This window comes from Paenibacillus hunanensis (genome assembly GCF_014645615.1).
GTDB classification, from domain to species: Bacteria; Bacillota; Bacilli; order Paenibacillales; family Paenibacillaceae; genus Saccharibacillus; species Saccharibacillus hunanensis.
The window spans coordinates 443511-461309 of record NZ_BMMB01000001.1; the positions used below are offsets into that span (position 1 = coordinate 443511).

Consider the following 17799-nt stretch of genomic DNA (forward strand, 5'->3'; position numbering starts at 1 on the left):
AAGGCTGTCCCTCGAAAACAATGTGGGACAGCCTTTTATTCTTAGAACCTGATCAATACTAGTTCCAAGTTAGAGTCATCCATCCAGAGCTAGTTACGGTTGTATAAGCTATCCATCTTGAACTTCCAAGAGGTACCCAAGCATTGTCGAACATCTTTGCAGTGACAGAAGAATTGATTTCTGCTGGGAAGCTAGCAGTTGAAGTACCACGAGTGATAGTCAATGAAGGATCAGCAAATTGAGTAAATAGTCCCCAGTATTCTTGGTTACGTGCATTAGTAATTTGAAATTGTGATCCTGTTTTAGTGAGATCGAATCGGTAACTCATTGTAGAAATACCGTATGTAACTTTAGATGTCCATGTTCCTGTATAAGCTTGGTTTGATTCTGTACCTTGTGTAGAAATACTAGATTTAATTGGAGTGAATGTATTAGTCACCGTATACTCATTTCCTTTAGAATCGCTGTATTGCTTGGTTTCGGTAAAAGGAAGAGTAAAATTAACCTTGTTTAAATCCTTTTGTACATTCACATCTGGAGTAGCAACCGTAGATACAGGACTTGATACCACTTCATTTGCGAATACGGGTACAGCAGATGTAAGAGAGAGTGAGACAGCTGCTGCACATAACAACGTTCTAAATCCTTTTTTCATGCTTAAAACCTCCTAGTATATTATGTATTTCTTCTTTATTATAGAATTAGTACCAAATAAATACATTTATAAATGTTACAATAATTTGAATTTTTAATTTATTATGTATGAATTACATAATTTACTATAAAAAATATTACATAGCATATTAAAAATTATACTAAATAAATAGTTAGTGTTAGGAAGTAATCATTTGTGTGCGACAAATTTTAATTTAGATATATCGCTAAGTTTCTAAGTTTTGGTTAAAAATGTCTGTGTCAATAATAACTCCGCATGGTAATATAAGAACAAGTGTTCTTAAATGAGGATGTGGAATATTTGCAAATACAGATTGATTATACGAAATTACCAGACAACAAAGTGATCTGTGCAGATGCTAAGTCCTTTTTTGCTACTGTCGAAATAGTCAGTAGAGGACTTGATCCCATGAAAACCATGTTAGCCGTAGTTGGAGACTTGAGTCGGCGTGGATCGGTTGTATTAGCCTCAAGTCATGCGCTGAAGGAACGCTATCAAATCAAGACGGGTAGTCGCCTATTCGAAATTCCCAATGATCGCAACATACACGTCGTTCAAGCCCGGATGGGCTTATACATAGATCAGTCGATGAAAATACTTGAAATAGTTAATAGGTTTGCTCCTATAGAAGCCATACAACCTTACTCAATCGATGAATTGTTTTTCACTACGCTCGGAACAGAACGGCTTTTTGGATCTACATATGATGTGGCAATGTCCTTGAAAAAAACAGTGTATCGTGAGCTTGGTTTACTACTGGCTGTGGGGATTGGACCGAATAAATTTTTGGCAAAAGTGATTCTGGATAATTACGGGAAAAAGACGGGGGTATCTGAAATTACATACTCTCAAATTCAAAAAACGCTCTGGCCATTGGATATTATAAATATTTGGGGCATCGGTGTGCGTATGCAAAAACGTCTAAACAGTATGGGGATATACAAGCTTGGCGATATAGCTAAAGCTCCACTAGCTAATTTAAAACGCCAGTTTGGAGTTATAGGTGAGCAGCTCTACATGCATGCCTGGGGAGTCGATCTTAGTCCAGTATTTGTTGATCCACTTGTTGAAATCCGAAAGGGTGTAGGCTCTGGTATTACATTGATGCGAGACTACAAAAAACATGAAGCTCGCACTGTGATTATTGAGCTGACTGATCACCTAACAGCCAAGCTCCGGCGATACAAGGTTGCTGCGTACACTGTCACGCTATCGCTCCGTTATAGTCACAATGTGTCGCTGAGAAGCTATCATAAGGCGCATACAATGTATGCCGCCAACAATCTCACCAGCCCATTCCTTGATGTTCTGGAGAAGCTGTTAGAGCAAGGAACAGACGCACCCATACGGCATATAGGAATCTCATTTACAAATTTGGTTGATGAGTCCGCAATACAGCTTGATCTTTTTGATAGAGAAAGGCACATGCAGCAGCTACGCTTGAGTAGGACAGTCGACTATATCACACAAAAATATGGATCGAATGCGATCTATCGCGCTCTATCGATAACCGCTGCCGGTACTTGGTTAGATCGTGGACACAAAATAGGGGGGCATTATGAATGAACTATCAGGATCGAGGTAATAAGAAGTGGACAGCGATGTTTCTACCAGAGCATCGAGATCGACTGCATGAATGGGCTCTATCGCAATCAGACATTACGCATCCCATACTTGCTAATGACGAATTGGAAGAACTGAATCATTCTATCCATTTATACTTGCAGGATCATAGCTCAGTAAATGTCTCATTTTATAAAGATAAACAAATTAAGAATATTAATGGCATCCTTCATGGCTGCGATTTGCAGAATGGATTTTTAGTTATGTATAATCAAGATGAAAAAGTGGTACGTATTTCTCTTTCAAATATTTTGAGTATAAAAAAGGTTGAAAAAATATTCTGAAAAATGAGTTCATTTTTATTCAACAAATTGATAATGCTTAAAATAATAATACTGAGCAGTCAACGTTTTTTGCTTATTTTTATTGACAACATTGACAGTTTTATATATCATGAATATATATTCAACGCAACAGGCAATACGTTTTAAGGCGCTATAAATTACATCGTAATAATTTTATCGATTATTCAGTATCCAAATCATTCAAAGATTATTCCTAAAAAAAGAACGCCCCGAAGGGCGTCAGTTGTAGATAATATTACTTACGTTCTTTTAGATGCTTGTTGAGGTAGTCCCTAACTTTTACAAGTTTAGGATAGAACAATGAAGTGTTAACTAGCCATATGAAAACTGGTTTGTTAATTAGATACCTTATTAACCCATAACAAGCTGAAAAAACAATAGTGACAATTTCCCAAATTGGGAAACCAAAAAACGTATTTACTCCGTATTTGACCAATTCAAATATATTATCATTTAGAAAATTCAATAAAAAAACTCCTTTAAAGTATTGTAGTATGTATAGAAAATACAGTTGGTAGGACAACTGTATTAATCATTTGAGTCAGCCTAATTGGTTGACTCTATTTGATTATACACCTATGTATTAATATAAATGTTGAAGCAAATTTTGTCAAGAGGGGTTATGTATGGGTAATATTTGATGAATAATTCTGCCGAATTAGGGGCGAATAATAACAGAGTGGGTTAAAGACATCGTAGAATTTGTGAATACATATAAGGAACGAAAATCATTAGTTGAGAGTATAATAGATTCCCTTTTATTAGAGCTAATTAGCGAATTGCCTAATAGTAGTTCTAAGTATGAACAAATTACAATCAATCCAATGAGATGGAGAATAGATCTAGAATTTGAAGGACTAAAAACAGTTTCTTTTACTTTTAATTACAATGAGATTCTTGAAAAAAATAATTCTGTATTTCCTAAGATTGACAGAGTTCTTTCTATAAATAGAGGGAATATGCCAATATAGTATAAAAGAAGCAATGAGACCCTAGCTGCTTTATAACTAGGAACTCATTGCTTTTTTAGTAATCTGTAAACTATTGTTGACCATTCATCAATAGTTTTTTAGTTTGTCCTGGTAACTGTAATAGCTTAATTGTTTTCGGTTCTTCATCGATCCATTCCAGCTTGCCAATTGACTGCATTTCATCTAGGAAACGGATCAATTGCTCTTTGGATTTGCCAGTGGACTTGAGCAATACAGTCCATGACGGCATTTCCCTATAACTAGAAAAATAATTGTACAACACTCTGTGTAATTTTCTTTGCATGTCATTCACTTTGTTGTGTCCCTTCGATTAAAGGATATGAACTGTTCTCATATTCTTTAATTATTTTATAAAAGGTGTTCTTTTTCAAGTCAAGTTTCGTCATCAGTTCTACACCAGTCATTTCTCTAGATTTCCATTTAGGATAAGCAGATTTTAGTAAAGAACTTTGTATAGGTGAAAGTGTGGACAACTGGATTGCCGGTCTTCCCAAATGCTTACCCCTCTTACGAGCTGCTGCTATGCCTTCAGCTTGAGCTTGTTTAATGTCATTCCATTCTTCCTCAGCCAACCAGCTCAATATATGTAGTACTAAATCCATGATTAGCTTGCCAACACCTTCAAGTTCTTGATACTTACGTGTATCTAGAATAGGAATATCAATTACAACTACATGAACATTAGCATCAATAAGCCATTGCCATTCTTTTAATATTTCTTGTTTGTTGCGACCGAAGCGATTAATCGATTTAACAAATAGAGTATCCCCTTCTCTTAATACTCTTTTAAGTAGTTGATATTCGGGGCGATCAAAGTTTTTACCACTTACTTTATCAATAAAGATGAACTCGTTAGGAATGCCTTGATCTAGCAGAACGGTTAGTTGCCGATCTTCGTTCTGATCACGAGTTGAGACGCGAGCGTAACCATATTCTCTAGTATGTGTGCGCATTTTATTCTCCTATCGTTTGTAAAGGTATTGCATTTATTATAAACGTTTAAAATAGTAAATGCTAACCTTTAAGGACGTTGCTATTAGTCTTTTTATATAATCCTTAAAGGTACACCTTTATAAACATGTATAGGATTTAAAATATTTTGTAATCACACAAAAGAAGCCCTCTAATTGTAGGGCTTCTTTTGATATCATCTAAATATAAATAACTAAATTGGTAGATCGCTAAAGTCGCCATCAAAAATACAATATTCAAATACTACTTCATCATCTCTTCCCAGAGCTGTTGGTCTTCCATTATCGATTATTTCCACTGTTTTAGTTGCAGCATATTTATTTTTATTGTTTACCCATATTATAATTTCTCCTAGATTAGGACGTCGATGATGAGAAGAGAAGTCAAAAGTTTTACGAATGAGTGATTCATGAGGCAGCTCATTTTGTCCAAACTTATAACCTATTCCACGCATAGTTCCAGATGTATGCACTTGAATACTTGTATCGCCTGATTTGCTCCAACTTGTCTCGAATAAAAAATCTCCACTTCCTATACTGTACTTCCCATCGTTATTCGAATAATTAAATTTAGCAACCCCAGATTTTTCAGACGAGGAATATGATTTTTGGTCAGATAGATCAAGAGTATCAAAAATTAGTTCTGCTGTTGGAGGTATGGGGCGATCAAATTCTGTAATTACTTTTTCTGCTGAATTTGAGTATGATCTTTTTGAGTTACGATCAACATTAGTTTCAGGTAATACTGCTTGCATAATCCGTTCTTTTTGTTGTTGTTTGTTGTCTTTATAAGTTTTCACTTGATGAAGCAAATGTTTGCGAATTTGATGACCATCCTCATAATTGAAATAAATACCTTTACCTGAATACTCATTTTTAAATTTTTTAAGTAAAGCAGCTTGTTCGGCATATTCCAAATCAATTTGTTTTGGCTCATCGAAATAAATCATAATCGGTTTCTTACTTTCTATAAATATATTCAATTCTTCTATCGTTCCAGAAGGAGCATTTTTTGTTGGACTACCAAATCGATAACCAAAAATACCGATTAGCATATCAGCTGAATTCACAATTTGTTTATTTATTTCACCCTGAACATCTCCATAAGCGTAGTTTGGCATTAAATCTTTTTCCCAACGTTTTGGTAATAATACAATTTCGTAATCTTTTGAATGTTCATTATTCCATTCATATATAGCCTTTTCTATTTCATCCCTTTGAGCATTTACATCAGATGGAGAAGCGATTAAAACTTGAAGAACTGTAGCATTGTAGCTCATTAATAATTCTCCTCACTATTTTAATAAAAAATTTAGAATTTACTAAAACATAAAAAATGTATTTAAATCCATTATAGAGTATTTTTGAGTAATATTGATGAAAAAAACGTTTAAATGCTATTTTAAAAATTTCCAGCATATTTCATATGTTTCTAAATGCCAGTAGCTTATAATTTAATCATAAATTATGAAGCAGGATGGTGGATGGTGGACAAGGCGATTTATATCATATTAAGTATTTTTGACGCAGCAGCTATGTTGGCATTAATGTGCAAGTTATATCGTTTACCTATCCTAATGTATGCGAAACGAATGTCCATTTTAGTATTGATTATTGCGGTAGTATCTTATTTACTACGTATACGGCTTAGCTTACCTTATTTTGATCTGCCTATGCAGTATGTAATATTCGTTTTATTTTTTCGTTACATAATAAAAATGCGATTCCATTATGCAGCTTTTATAGTAGCAGCAGGATTTATTACTTTTACAAATATCCAGCTACTTGTATACTATTTTTATACAGCTACTGGTGCTGCTAATAGCACAATTTTGGCAGCTGTGAGCGGAATTGCAGTATACATTGTCCAAATAAGTACAGAGGCAGTAGTATTTGTGCTATGCTTTTTACTTTGGCGATTTGGCTACGGGTGGTCTTTTATCATTTTGCCGCCTCATAATTTTGCTAAAAAAGAGAAATATACAGGATTTAATATGGAACTCATTGTAAGTACTATTATTTCAGTTGTAGTTATTGTCGCTACAGTTGTATTTCTGCACGATGGAAATTCATTTCCTTTAATTATTCTTGTATTTATTTGCTTTGGAGTGTCTTATTACCTAAGTAAAAAGGGAGAAATGGAACCTTGATCACTATGGCATCAAGCCGGTTGGCTAAGCAGCTTAAAAGATATGATGAAGACGATGAGTATGATATAGAAGTTTTGGAATGGCAAATTGGGATTTATTTAAATTATTTGTTCACATTTCTATTTACTCTATTACTAGGTTTGATCTTAAATAATTTAATTGAAGCCTTTTTATCAATGATATCATTTATCGCTATTCGTAAATTCTCTGGTGGTGTACATCTGAGATCTCTTACACTATGTGCTATCGTATCGGCTGGATTATTCTCAAGCTTACCTTTTATTCATATCGGCACCGGAACTTTGATGTTTATAAATATCTTTAATTGTATTGTTTTTATCTTAATGTCTCCTAACATATTTGAAAATCTAAATACTTCTTTGATCGATCCCTATAGAAAATTTATCTCGATTCTCATTGTTTCTTCCAACCTATTGATTGGATCTGAGTTACTGGCTTTAACGTTTTTTGCTCAAGGATTGTTGATCATGCCATTTTGGAAAGGAGGTGGAAAATCCTTTGAGAAAAGAACTTGCTCACAAGATTCTGAATTTCATCAGTCGTAGTGCAGAAAGGTCAGCAACACAAAGCAAAGGACCTATTGGCGCCAAACCAGTACCTATGGCTTTGAAGGAGAAAAAATGACCCAATTGTTAGGTGTCCGCGTCGAGAATGGCGAAAAGACCGATATTTTCGAAGCTTTTAATTTAGAAGATGTTATCTTAGTGGACACTATTAAGCCAAAAAATCACAGCGTGCCATGCATGCATACAAATTATGGCGCTTTCGCATGCATGCATACATTGTCTGAATGTAAAGATTTTCTAGGAGACGAATTCATATCACTCTCTAATGGTGCCTTAGCTAGACTGAATCAAATAGCTTTTATTGTCGATTACGGCTATACAGTAACTGTGTATTTTAAAGACTCGCATTTAACTGGAGATTTAGCAAAAACCAAAAGAAAAATAAAGCCATTCTGTGATCTGATGATCGCCAGTGACTTCATTCCTGAGACCTTTTGAGAGGTCTCTTTTTTATTCATAAATACATATGAAAGTCAAGAAGAATCGGGGGCTTGGATATTTAGATACTTACTACAACAATCGACAAATTTCCTGTTTCTGGATTTTGTCAATTATAATAAACTAAATCAAGAACCTTTCTTATTTTGAAGTTGATAGATATTGAGTAACTGTTATAAGAAAGAATGAAAATACAATACTATAGAGGGAGGCAGCTCAAATGCTTGAGTTTATAGTTCCATCAATCGAAAAAAGAATCGAGAATATAACAAAAGAAAGTAATCAGAATTCGCAGCAGCAATATATAGAATTCGATCAAATATTAGCTAATATTAAAAGGCATTTACCAGATCACCTTCATGATGCTGCTGAACAGCTGGAAACAATGTACATACAAAGAACAGATGACATTGCCCCAGTATATTATCGTACAGGTTTTGATGACGCAATAAAACTTTTTAGGTTTTTCCAGAACGTTAGCTCAGATCAACTCAAAATCAATCAAATTTAAAAAACCGCCCTTCTATGTAAGGGCGGTTTTTTAAATATACTGTTCAGGTTGCAGCTGGAGCTGCTGTATAGATTGAAATGATCAATTTATAAAACTATAGTAGCTTGAAATAGTTATGATTAGTTTTTACTATACAATTTTTTCGTATGTATGATCCTTCTGCTGTCTTGATAGCCCCATCACTATATTCCATAATTTCTCCGGTATAATCCAATTCTTCAGCAACGTAAATTCTTACTTCAATAGCTGATCGTATAGCGTTGAATAGCTGTTCATCTGTTACTAAAACGAGTTCTTTTCTTCTTTGATTCAAGTCTCATGCCTTCTTTCCGTGATTCTTTTATACTAATCTATTATAGACAATGTGAGCCTTTTTTACTATTATAATTTAGGGAATATTTAGAAAGGAGTATAAAATAAGAAAAATATTTAATTAAGAGGAGAATTTTATTGAAAAAACCATCTGGTTTATTAAGAAGCTTGATCCTATGTTTGCTTATAGTAGCACTTATAACAACAGGTACATACACGAAGAAAGCTGAAGCTTTTGCTCCTGCACTTGCTTTAGGAGGCGTTGAGGCGGGTGCTATTATGTTCTGGGGTGGTGCAGTTGCTGTTGCAGCAACTGGTACTGCTGTAGGTCTTGATCCAGAAGCTATGAAGCAAATTGAACAATTCGGTAAATCTGCTTGGGAAGATGCGGATGAATTAACCCGAAAAGCAATTACTGCATCAGTCAATGGATTAAACCAAGTATGGAATGGTAATTCGAAATACAGTTTGCAATGGCAACCGGATGCAAGTATTTACCTTACTCAAAAATGGAATGAATACTTTGGTAATGGTGTGTTGATTGATCCAAATACAAAAAAAATCACTAAGATTGTAAGTATAACCGAAGTAATTGTACCATCTTATGTTGTCATTAATCCTGATGTTTATCCCAAAGACTTAGGTGCTTATCGAAATGGCTCATATTATTATATTAAAAATGTTAGCGTTGATCGCTATGGTAAAGTTGAATTATCGACTTCGCCCAATCTTGGCTTAGGCGACCGAAACTTAATTGCTGCAATGGGGACGTTTCCTAATGCATTAGCTGCTTACAATGCTGTTAAGAAGCTGCCACAATATTCAACAACGTTGCAAACCGTAAAGCCTGCTTTCTACTCTTATAATGATAAAGATCAAAAGGTCAGTTATACCAGCGTAAACTATCCTGTTAGTTTTCCTAATGTTATAACCATTCCAGCTCCTAAAAGTGGTGTAGACATTAGTGGTAAAGTAACACAATTGATACCTCCTACTATAGGAAAAAATGGGAATACAATTGTAATGGGTTATCCTAATGTTTGGGGTTCAGTTGAAACACTATCTCCTTCCGATTCAATAACTACTCCAATTGTAATAAAAGTTAAACTATCAGATAAGATAAAAAAGCAAATGCAGAAAAGAAATTGGACAGAAGAAGATATTGAGGATACAGTCAAAAACCCACATGCCACCAGCGAAGCTACAAATAAGGCAAATGGTAAAGAAGCTACAGCTTATTTTAATGAAGATGGAACGTATGTCGTTAAAGAAAATGAAACAGATGAAATTATACAAATTAGCAATAGGAAAGACCCGGATTGGGTTCCTGATCCTACAATTAAAACACCATATTATCCAAGTGGACGGGGGGCAAGTATGCCAACAAGTGATGAGCAGCCTGGAACTGTCAAACGTGGAGACACAATGTATTACAACGCTGAAGAAGCGCTTAAACTTATTTCTAAGTTGAAGAATAGTAAGTCAGTTATATACGGAATAGATTCCGTGAAAATTGGAGCGAATCAAACACAGCCCTATATGGAGCATAGCATCGATTTCAAAAACTCTAAAAGCAATTGGGATGCAGCTTCTGCTTTCATTGAATCGAAGGCGAATTTAGGGCTTATGTTTGATATTGTATCGGATGAGGAAATGACTAATACTACGTCTGTTCCATCATTTTTGGATATGCTAGTATATAAAGCCATGTTGAATTTCCTAGATAAACATCAAACTGAGGATGTTAAAACTCTTCTTGATGCTATGCAGCTTAATTCTGATGGACAAGCTTCTTCTGAAGTTTGGGCTGAGTGGCAGGAGAGTTTAAAAACATCTAAATAATTAATAAAAAATGGAGGAATGCTTGTCAATGATTCAGATAAAAACTATAGAAGAACTAAATAGCTTAAATGTGGGCAATCAAATTAAAGCTGTAGGAAAATTTAATAAACCTTATGCAGATAATTATCATACTCGCATAGAAGTGTATATGAAAGTGATAAAAAATGAAGCGGGTTCGAATACTTTTGCTGAAATCAACAACAATAATACGAAGTGGACAGCTTTAGATATAGATAGAGTTGCAGATCAGGTGTATTTAATAAAAAATTAATTCAAGGAGAACTTATGAATAGTGGGCGCTGGTGGGAATATTATTTGGTTCGTTATTTTGTGGGAACTATAGTAGGAACATTAATAGTCATGCATTTGTCTACGCAAGAGGGTATTTTCATTCATGAAATTTTATATGAAAAGTTGAAGTTTAACAAAGATGGAACCATTACCACTAGCAATCTTATAATATTTGGTTTTGTAGGACTCACTTTTTGTTATTTAGCTAGCGCTCCAATTTTATTGCTACATGCTTTAAGAAGTAATCTTCAGAGTGGTTTTTTGAGGAATATACTTAGATTCTCAAAAAACATAATTTATCTAAAATACACTTGGAAAGATTGTGAGTTTATTAGGAAGTTATTGTTTATAGTTGGAACTATAGCAATTATAGTAATAGCATATTTTGTCATTTTCAAGTTCCTTGAACCTAGCAATATCAAAATATATGGATTCTGGAGTTCTATTACAATATGTATTGTTTTCTCATTGCAGATTTCGTATATATTTTATCAATTAATAAAAAGGGACATATATGACTTTTACAAAAAATTAGCATCTAAACGTGCTAGACAAATTACAGCTTCTCAAGAATATGTGGAATCTTATCGACATTTAAGAGAACATGGGAATGCTTTTTTTATAGTATTTTGTGAGATGATTCTTGGATTCATATATTCAACAGTGAATTCGGTCACAACTGCTTTTGTATACACGTTGTTATGGATTATTCCGGTCTGTAGTGTATGGTTTATAGGTAGTTATTTAGAAATGAAATTTAAAAACAGTTAACTTTAAAAGAATATTTTATAAACAAGAGGAATATAAGTAATAGAAAATGTATAGCTTCTCTCACTATTACTATGTAGCTAAATCCCCAATTGACAAGCTTAATATGAAATTTGTACTGGCGAAGGGAAAGTTTGAGAGCTTTTAATTAATTGATACAAGGAGGAATCTATAAGAAGTCACTCTATTATCAGAGTGACTTCTCAATAATAAAATTCTAAAATGATCAGACAATTATACTTGTTCTTTTTTTAATTCTTCTTCAGCAGCAGCAATAACCTTCAGATGTTTAGATTTGTAATTTTCTTTAAAACTTCTTGCTACTATAATGATTGCTAAAACTACAAAAGCTAGTACACAAGTAAGCATAATGTTAGTAAATGAACCGAGTCCAATTTGTAAATTGTTTAGTATTTTATTAGTGATGTCGACCCATACAGTATAATTTTTCTGAAGATCTTTATTGTCTTTTAAAAATGCCAAGTTAGCAATAGTAATAGTAATGGTTAGTGTAATACCTGCTAACAAAACAGATAATACAATCTTATGAAAATAATCGATCAGGTTACCAATTAAGGTGCTACTATAATCTTCTGATTAGAGCCATAATTTAATCATTTTACGATTATGTTCTGGCATGAGCTTATAAGAATGAAAAAGAGATTCTGTTTTTTTGAAAGGAGTGAGTGCATCTATAGTTTTAATTCTAAGATGTGGTCTACGTAAGAGTCTAAAAAATAAGATCAGAGACAATATGTGAAATAAAATTATTAAGACCGCAGCAATGATTAAAAATGTAATCACGTATGATTCCACATCTTTCATTTACGCAAACTCCTTTTAGTTAATTTTTTAACTTTTATAGTATCGGTTATAAGTTTGGTAATATTTAGTGTTGTCAAAAACCTATATTTTATTATGGTTCTAACATCTCTCAGAATCAGTACGTAATCATTAGTTTAGAGTTGATAGAGCGTAGCGGATCACAAAGATAACATAATGTGATATCAATTTAATAGACCCGTCAGAGCTGGTGTATTCCTAGTCAACTTGAAATGAGGACAATAAATGAAGAAAAATAAAATAAAAGGTACTTCAAAAAAAATTCCACCCTCTATATCAATTCAAGCAAGTTACAAGAGTTTAACAGGTCGTATCATGTCTAAAACTGAAATTCAACATTCAATTGAAAAAATGCCTTTAGGGAGCATTTTAAGTGTTTTAAGCGACTTATGTTCAGATACGTTGGATAATTCAAAGCTTATAAGACGATTTAATACTCATCTTTTAAAACAAGGAAAAACCCCTCTTAAAATCGACAATGAACTTATATGTTCGCACCAGGGTTTAATGCTTTTATGGAAATGGATAATAGCGTATGGTGATGTGGATACAGTATCTAGTTTTAGTTATGACGAGGAGGAAGTTTTTTATGATATCATCTTGCTCAACTTGGCTCTTGTAGATCATTATTCTTCACCACTAGATGATAATATAAAGTATGAGTTTTTTAGGAATTTATTTTTTAATCATACAACTTATACTTATATATCATTATCTAGAAGTGTCATATTATATACTGAAATTGCACAAAATAGAGACTATTTTGACACTAAGGATTTTATGGATATCGGCGAATTTTTTTTTGAAAGGTACGGTTATACTATTCGTGATTATCTACATGTTCTTACTACACTATGGGCTGGTTATACTGGAAATTCATCAAAAGGTCGGATAGCGATGGATAAAAATTACTTTAAAAGAGCCAGATTTTATCCGATTGCTGAAAGAATATTAGATGAACTTTCTTTATCTATAGAAGAACGAAGGGAATGGGCAATCGATACTTTAAATGACCGTTGGAATTTTACTCAATTTATTGAGAAACCCTTGTTAGAAGTCATTCCAGGAGGATATATTTGTTTTCATGAAAAACTGATTGAAGAGTTATTTATTAATCAGCTTTATTTCAAAATCCGTCATTTGTACAATAATAATGACTCTCAAATACTCAGTTTTATGGGTAGATGTTTTGAAAAATATGTAGAAATGCTTACTGAGAAAGCCATAAATCTTTCTAGCTTACCATACGAATTAATTAAAGAATTTGAATGGAAAGGTAGAAGATCGCCAGATGTATTAATACGATTGGGAAATAAATTACTGGCTGTTGAAGTAAAAGGGCATAGGTTAAAGTTAGATTCTATTATAGGTTCAGATTCAAAATCGATAGACGGAGATTTAAATCGGATGTTGAATAAACCTATAAGTCAATTATATAAGTGTATACACTTTTTAAGTGATAGGAATCATCACGTAATGAAAGGAGTAGAAGAAATACACCTTATTACTGTGAGTTATGGTGGCATACCAACCTTTCTTCCTTTTGAGAAAGAATTTCAGAGTATAAAAGATTCTTTTGAGCTCCCTATATCTACAATAAATCATATGGACATCAGCGAATATGAAGAAATGATGGGACTTATCGGAAATAGAAACGCTATTCAGTTATTTCAAATGCTAAAGAATAAAGAAAATATCAGCCCATATGAATCATTTTCTAATTTTTATGCTAGATCTTCCTTTGGAAAGAAAGGTTCTAGATTAATTAGAAGCAGGTTTTATGAAATCATAGATGAAACATTAGATTTAATTGAGAAAAATTATAATCATTAACTGCTTTGTGGCACGAATTTATGCCTTTTACTGAAGATAACATATGCGATGTAGAAATACTCCTTCTCCAAGTCAGCATCAGATGTAAACCTTTATTATTACAATTAAATCATGCGCTGCTCTTTTGCTCTATACAAACAAAAAGCATTAAACTTAGTCATTGGGAGTCATATTAAAATAAATAGAACATTACCCAAATATACTATTACTTAGATTCAGGAGGACGTATTTAATGAGCGATCGCACCAGGGTGCAAAATCCACTAACTATTATAGCTATATTCGCAGGTATAGCTGAAATCGCAGGTACTACAGTTTTGCTGGGGCTTCCTCTTGAAATCCAAAAAATATTTGTATGGTTTGTAATCAGTTTTCCGTTTTTATTAGTTGGAGCTTTTTTTGCAGTATTACTTCTAAATCACCGTGTTCTTTATGCTCCAAGTGATTTTTCTAATGAAGAACATTTTATCACTTTGCTTAAAGAACGGCGTACAGCTAAGCAAGCAATTGCTGAAACAAATGATGTAGTTGAAGAACTAAAACTTTTGACGAAAAGCCAAGATTCAAACAGTGAGATATTAGATGCTGTTACAAAAAGATTGATCAGTATTGAAAGTGAGCTTAAAGAGAAGGCTTCATCAATAATACTGTCAACTGAAGAAAATAAGTTACAGTCTAATGGAAAGAAAGTTAAAATGTTTCGTGATTATGTTGATTTCATCGATATTGCTAATGGCATAGTCATCCCTGAAAAACAAATAAATTCACTTGAGAATGAAATCGTGAAGGAGTTAAAACATAATTATCCTACGCCTATGACAATCGAAGCAATTTCAAATAATACTCGCTTAGAAAAGCGAGTTGTAAAAATTTGTTTGGGGAACCTTATACGTAATGGTTTTGTAGTATCTTACGGAGAGCAAGGTTTTGCTTGGTGGAGAAAAGAAGAATGATCGAGAAATTACCATAATGGATATTAATAAAATAAAAGAAATCAAGTAAAAAAGCATCTCAATAAATGAGATGCTTTTTTACTTAGAAACGCGAAACAAAAACAACTTAATTGACTGCCTAAAGAAGATATATGAATTGGGAATTATCAAAAAAACAATCCAACAAATCAAAGAAGCCATTCACTTAACTCAGTCTAGTGTTATGTTTATGATCTGATTTATAAGAGTAGATATATACAAATAAATTACACCAAAAACCTTTACAATTATATGGAAAGATTGATTTAAATCCATCCTATTTTTTGTTGCGGATCACTATCGATAAAGTATATAGGCTAATACATAATGTCAGTAGCGTTATTGCTAAAGTAATATATTGAAGCATATATGCCTCCTCATAGTATAATGAAGCTAAATGATATTTCAGCAAAACACTTAACAAATGTTTAGTTTCTGGGTATAATTGTGTTAGGGGAACTGGCAATAGTATTGCCAGTTCGGATAATTACTTGGTTTTTTTCTTTCGGGACTTCAAGCGCCGCAAACGCTTAGAGTCCTTTTTCTTTTTGTCAGCAGGAGTAGAGTTACGCAATGCAATGAATAGATTGATCAATGCTGTTACCAATCCAATCACAGCTGCAATTAGAGTAAGAAGGTCCAGAGTAATCACCTCCTTCCTAACACTTCATTATTATATCATGTACATAAATCAAAATTACCAATAAGTATGCTGAAATAAGATCATTCGAAGCTCACAATAATTTTATTTAGAGCATTCAATGATCTTATTTCTGAATTTTAAATCGATCATTCAAATAGAACCTAGATCTATTTTTAGATTATAATAATCATCTGTTGTATAGAAATTAGTATTATCAGACGTCTTCAGCCTAAAATGAATTGGTTGATTTAATGTTAAGTTCTGTTTTCGTATTGTTTCTAAGATAGCATCTGTATTGCTTTTTATAACTTCTTCAAAATCTTTTAGTGCTGCTAAGTAGTAATCAGTATCTCTAATCGAAAAAAGATTATAGCCACTCATAGTAACTCCATTGCCTAAGGGGAAATATATATTGTCTTGGTCAATAGTAATTGGTGTATTTAAATTTGATTTTCTGAATTTTTTGAGTTGATCTTTGCTATATTTTTCTCCAGAGATTCCATATGCTCTATGATTTTCAAGTGTTTGTGGCCAATTATTATGAATGATTTTAATCAGATCAAAATCAGTGAAAGCTGTATGATCTAGTATTTGTAATAGATAAGCCTTATCGTCTACAAAACGAATATATAACAACTCTGAATGTTTTTGTTTATTATACCCTTCAACATTTCCTGGTTTACTGCTGATATGAAGATGATGTATGCCCCAGTGATTTAGCAACCCATCTTTAAATTCTAAATTTTTGATTTTTCTACTTATATGAAAATTGATGTCTGCGCCTTCCTTTATTTTTGAAATTAATTTTTTTAAAGATTTTCTATACATTGGAGGACAATTGAATTCTTTTGCTATATAAACTTCTCGCGGCAAAATATTTATTCTTCTTAATCGAAAGTTATGGTACATAATAGCTACCTCTACAACATCTTTATTTACTAACTCTTCCGTTAGCTCGTAGCCGTGATGTTGAAATTGCATAAGCAAATATTCTTTCCAGTCACTATTAAAGTCTAATTTTAGTTCAATATTTAAAGGCATTTTTTCCTCCTAAATAAAAGCATGTAAATGAGATGATTTTTTCTTCTTATTAACAATATTAATTTAGTTGGAGATTCTTTATATAAATATGCCGGTTGATAATTATCGTTTTGAACAGTATTTAGCTTTGAGACATTCTTTTCGTTTTTCCTCACAAGACAATTTGTTTTTTTTAATACTATTTTCAATTTCTTTTTTATATAACAAGGCAGCTTCATAAGCAGAATCAATTTTTTCTTGCTTACTCTTTCGCTCATTTAATTCATATTCAATAGATTTGATATGCGTAACATATACAGATGCTGTCTGAGAGTTTGCAAGTAACTTACCAACAATATATCCGATAGTTATAGAAATACTTAATGTCATAATTAATTTAACCCATAAATTAGCGTCTTCTTCAAAAGCCTTATTCATCGAAATAGAAAAAAACGCGACGGCAACTGATATAGCAGGTATAGGCAAACCTGAGTTCTTGATATATTCTAATTTAGCCTCATATTCTATTCTCTGAGCAATCAAACTCTCAGTAGGAAGATTTTTGAATTTTTTTATAGTTTCAGCAGCAGTTTTTTTTTCATGATTTTACTTCTTAATATATATTTAATCTCCGCTATCCTTGACCAGATCTGTGGGGATCAATTCAAAAAATAACCTCACCAAATATTATAACAGGTAAGGGATCGTAAGATGGGAAAAAGCGTAAAATATTGTACAAATGTACTCAATGACACCGGATGAAGGGGCTACTCGACAAGCAGTAGCAGAATATATTAAGGAAGTCCGGCTTTACCGGCAGATCGGCTTTGTACAGCGTGAAGCAAGTATTACGCAGGGGTACAGTCCGATGGAGCATGAATCAACCAATTAAATCAATAAACAGACAGAACTTATTACAAGTTGGAAGATGGATACGGAAGCTAAGCATTAACTACAAGATGCAGAATTACCAGAGGCTATGAGCCAGCGGAATAGGCACCAGAGAGAGGTTGTAAAGCGCAGC

At 33.1% G+C, this 17799-nt stretch carries 19 protein-coding genes; 11 read left to right on the forward strand and 8 right to left on the reverse strand.

From position 1 onward, the window contains the following. Positions 1 to 58: 58 nt before the first annotated feature. The gene (locus IEX62_RS01865; protein WP_188773697.1) at positions 59 to 655 is read right to left on the reverse strand and encodes a hypothetical protein; all 597 of its coding nucleotides are present in this window, start codon (positions 653 to 655) and stop codon (positions 59 to 61) included. A gap of 321 nt (positions 656 to 976) precedes the next feature. Here IEX62_RS01865 and IEX62_RS01870 point away from each other — a divergent pair, with 321 nt between their 5' ends. Next, positions 977 to 2242, forward strand: coding sequence for a Y-family DNA polymerase (locus tag IEX62_RS01870; protein WP_229685553.1), 1266 nt, complete (start codon positions 977 to 979; stop codon positions 2240 to 2242). Next, complete coding sequence (locus tag IEX62_RS01875) at positions 2239 to 2583, forward strand: YolD-like family protein (RefSeq protein ID WP_188773698.1); 345 nt, start codon at positions 2239 to 2241, stop codon at positions 2581 to 2583. Before IEX62_RS01870 ends, IEX62_RS01875 begins: the two co-directional genes overlap by 4 nt. Positions 2584 to 3645: 1062 nt before the next feature. Here the strand turns inward: IEX62_RS01875 and IEX62_RS01880 are convergent. From IEX62_RS01880 to IEX62_RS01890, 3 genes are all read right to left on the reverse strand, one after another. After that, positions 3646 to 3825: a hypothetical protein gene (locus IEX62_RS01880; protein ID WP_188773699.1), complete on the reverse strand. Its 180-nt coding sequence runs from the start codon at positions 3823 to 3825 to the stop codon at positions 3646 to 3648. Between the two features lie 55 nt (positions 3826 to 3880). Next, complete coding sequence (locus IEX62_RS01885; RefSeq protein WP_188773700.1) at positions 3881 to 4549, reverse strand: recombinase family protein; 669 nt, start codon at positions 4547 to 4549, stop codon at positions 3881 to 3883. A 212-nt stretch (positions 4550 to 4761) separates the two neighbouring features. Then, positions 4762 to 5847, reverse strand: coding sequence for a DUF4062 domain-containing protein (locus tag IEX62_RS01890; protein ID WP_188773701.1), 1086 nt, complete (start codon positions 5845 to 5847; stop codon positions 4762 to 4764). Between the two features lie 204 nt (positions 5848 to 6051). Here IEX62_RS01890 and IEX62_RS01895 point away from each other — a divergent pair, with 204 nt between their 5' ends. The 4 genes from IEX62_RS01895 (at position 6052) to IEX62_RS01910 (ending at position 8253) form a co-directional block, all read left to right on the forward strand. Beyond that, positions 6052 to 6717: a hypothetical protein gene (locus tag IEX62_RS01895; protein WP_188773702.1), complete on the forward strand. Its 666-nt coding sequence runs from the start codon at positions 6052 to 6054 to the stop codon at positions 6715 to 6717. Positions 6718 to 6722: 5 nt separating this feature from the next. After that, on the forward strand, positions 6723 to 7283 hold the full coding sequence (locus IEX62_RS01900) for an accessory gene regulator B family protein (RefSeq protein WP_229685590.1): 561 nt from the start codon (positions 6723 to 6725) through the stop codon (positions 7281 to 7283). 75 nt (positions 7284 to 7358) lie between these two features. Continuing rightward, positions 7359 to 7742: a hypothetical protein gene (locus tag IEX62_RS01905; protein ID WP_188773704.1), complete on the forward strand. Its 384-nt coding sequence runs from the start codon at positions 7359 to 7361 to the stop codon at positions 7740 to 7742. 220 nt (positions 7743 to 7962) lie between these two features. Further along, positions 7963 to 8253, forward strand: coding sequence for a hypothetical protein (locus IEX62_RS01910; protein ID WP_188773705.1), 291 nt, complete (start codon positions 7963 to 7965; stop codon positions 8251 to 8253). Positions 8254 to 8347: 94 nt separating this feature from the next. Here IEX62_RS01910 and IEX62_RS01915 read toward each other — a convergent pair whose 3' ends face one another. Then, complete coding sequence (locus IEX62_RS01915; RefSeq protein WP_188773706.1) at positions 8348 to 8566, reverse strand: hypothetical protein; 219 nt, start codon at positions 8564 to 8566, stop codon at positions 8348 to 8350. Between the two features lie 137 nt (positions 8567 to 8703). On the opposite strand from IEX62_RS01915, the gene IEX62_RS01920 reads away from it, so the two are divergent. From IEX62_RS01920 to IEX62_RS01930, 3 genes are read left to right on the forward strand one after another with little or no spacing between them, the layout of a single operon-like run. Further along, a complete protein-coding gene (locus tag IEX62_RS01920; RefSeq protein WP_188773707.1) occupies positions 8704 to 10407 on the forward strand; it encodes a colicin E5-related ribonuclease in 1704 nt (567 codons plus the stop codon). A 28-nt stretch (positions 10408 to 10435) separates the two neighbouring features. Next, entirely contained in the window at positions 10436 to 10678 is a 243-nt protein-coding gene (locus IEX62_RS01925) for a hypothetical protein (protein ID WP_188773708.1), read from the forward strand. A gap of 14 nt (positions 10679 to 10692) precedes the next feature. Continuing rightward, the gene (locus tag IEX62_RS01930; protein ID WP_188773709.1) at positions 10693 to 11469 is read left to right on the forward strand and encodes a hypothetical protein; all 777 of its coding nucleotides are present in this window, start codon (positions 10693 to 10695) and stop codon (positions 11467 to 11469) included. Positions 11470 to 11700: 231 nt separating this feature from the next. On the opposite strand, the gene IEX62_RS01935 is transcribed toward IEX62_RS01930, so the two are convergent. After that, a complete protein-coding gene (locus tag IEX62_RS01935) occupies positions 11701 to 11994 on the reverse strand; it encodes a hypothetical protein (RefSeq protein ID WP_188773710.1) in 294 nt (97 codons plus the stop codon). 540 nt (positions 11995 to 12534) lie between these two features. On the opposite strand from IEX62_RS01935, the gene IEX62_RS01940 reads away from it, so the two are divergent. Beyond that, a complete protein-coding gene (locus IEX62_RS01940) occupies positions 12535 to 14142 on the forward strand; it encodes a hypothetical protein (protein ID WP_188773711.1) in 1608 nt (535 codons plus the stop codon). Between the two features lie 232 nt (positions 14143 to 14374). Then, a complete protein-coding gene (locus tag IEX62_RS01945; RefSeq protein ID WP_188773712.1) occupies positions 14375 to 15094 on the forward strand; it encodes a homeobox domain-containing protein in 720 nt (239 codons plus the stop codon). An 811-nt stretch (positions 15095 to 15905) separates the two neighbouring features. Here the strand turns inward: IEX62_RS01945 and IEX62_RS01950 are convergent. Continuing rightward, positions 15906 to 16796, reverse strand: a complete 891-nt coding sequence (locus tag IEX62_RS01950; RefSeq protein ID WP_188773713.1) for a hypothetical protein — start codon at positions 16794 to 16796, stop codon at positions 15906 to 15908. A gap of 102 nt (positions 16797 to 16898) precedes the next feature. Next, on the reverse strand, positions 16899 to 17318 hold the full coding sequence (locus IEX62_RS01955; RefSeq protein WP_188773714.1) for a hypothetical protein: 420 nt from the start codon (positions 17316 to 17318) through the stop codon (positions 16899 to 16901). Between the last annotated feature and the right edge of the window lie 481 nt (positions 17319 to 17799).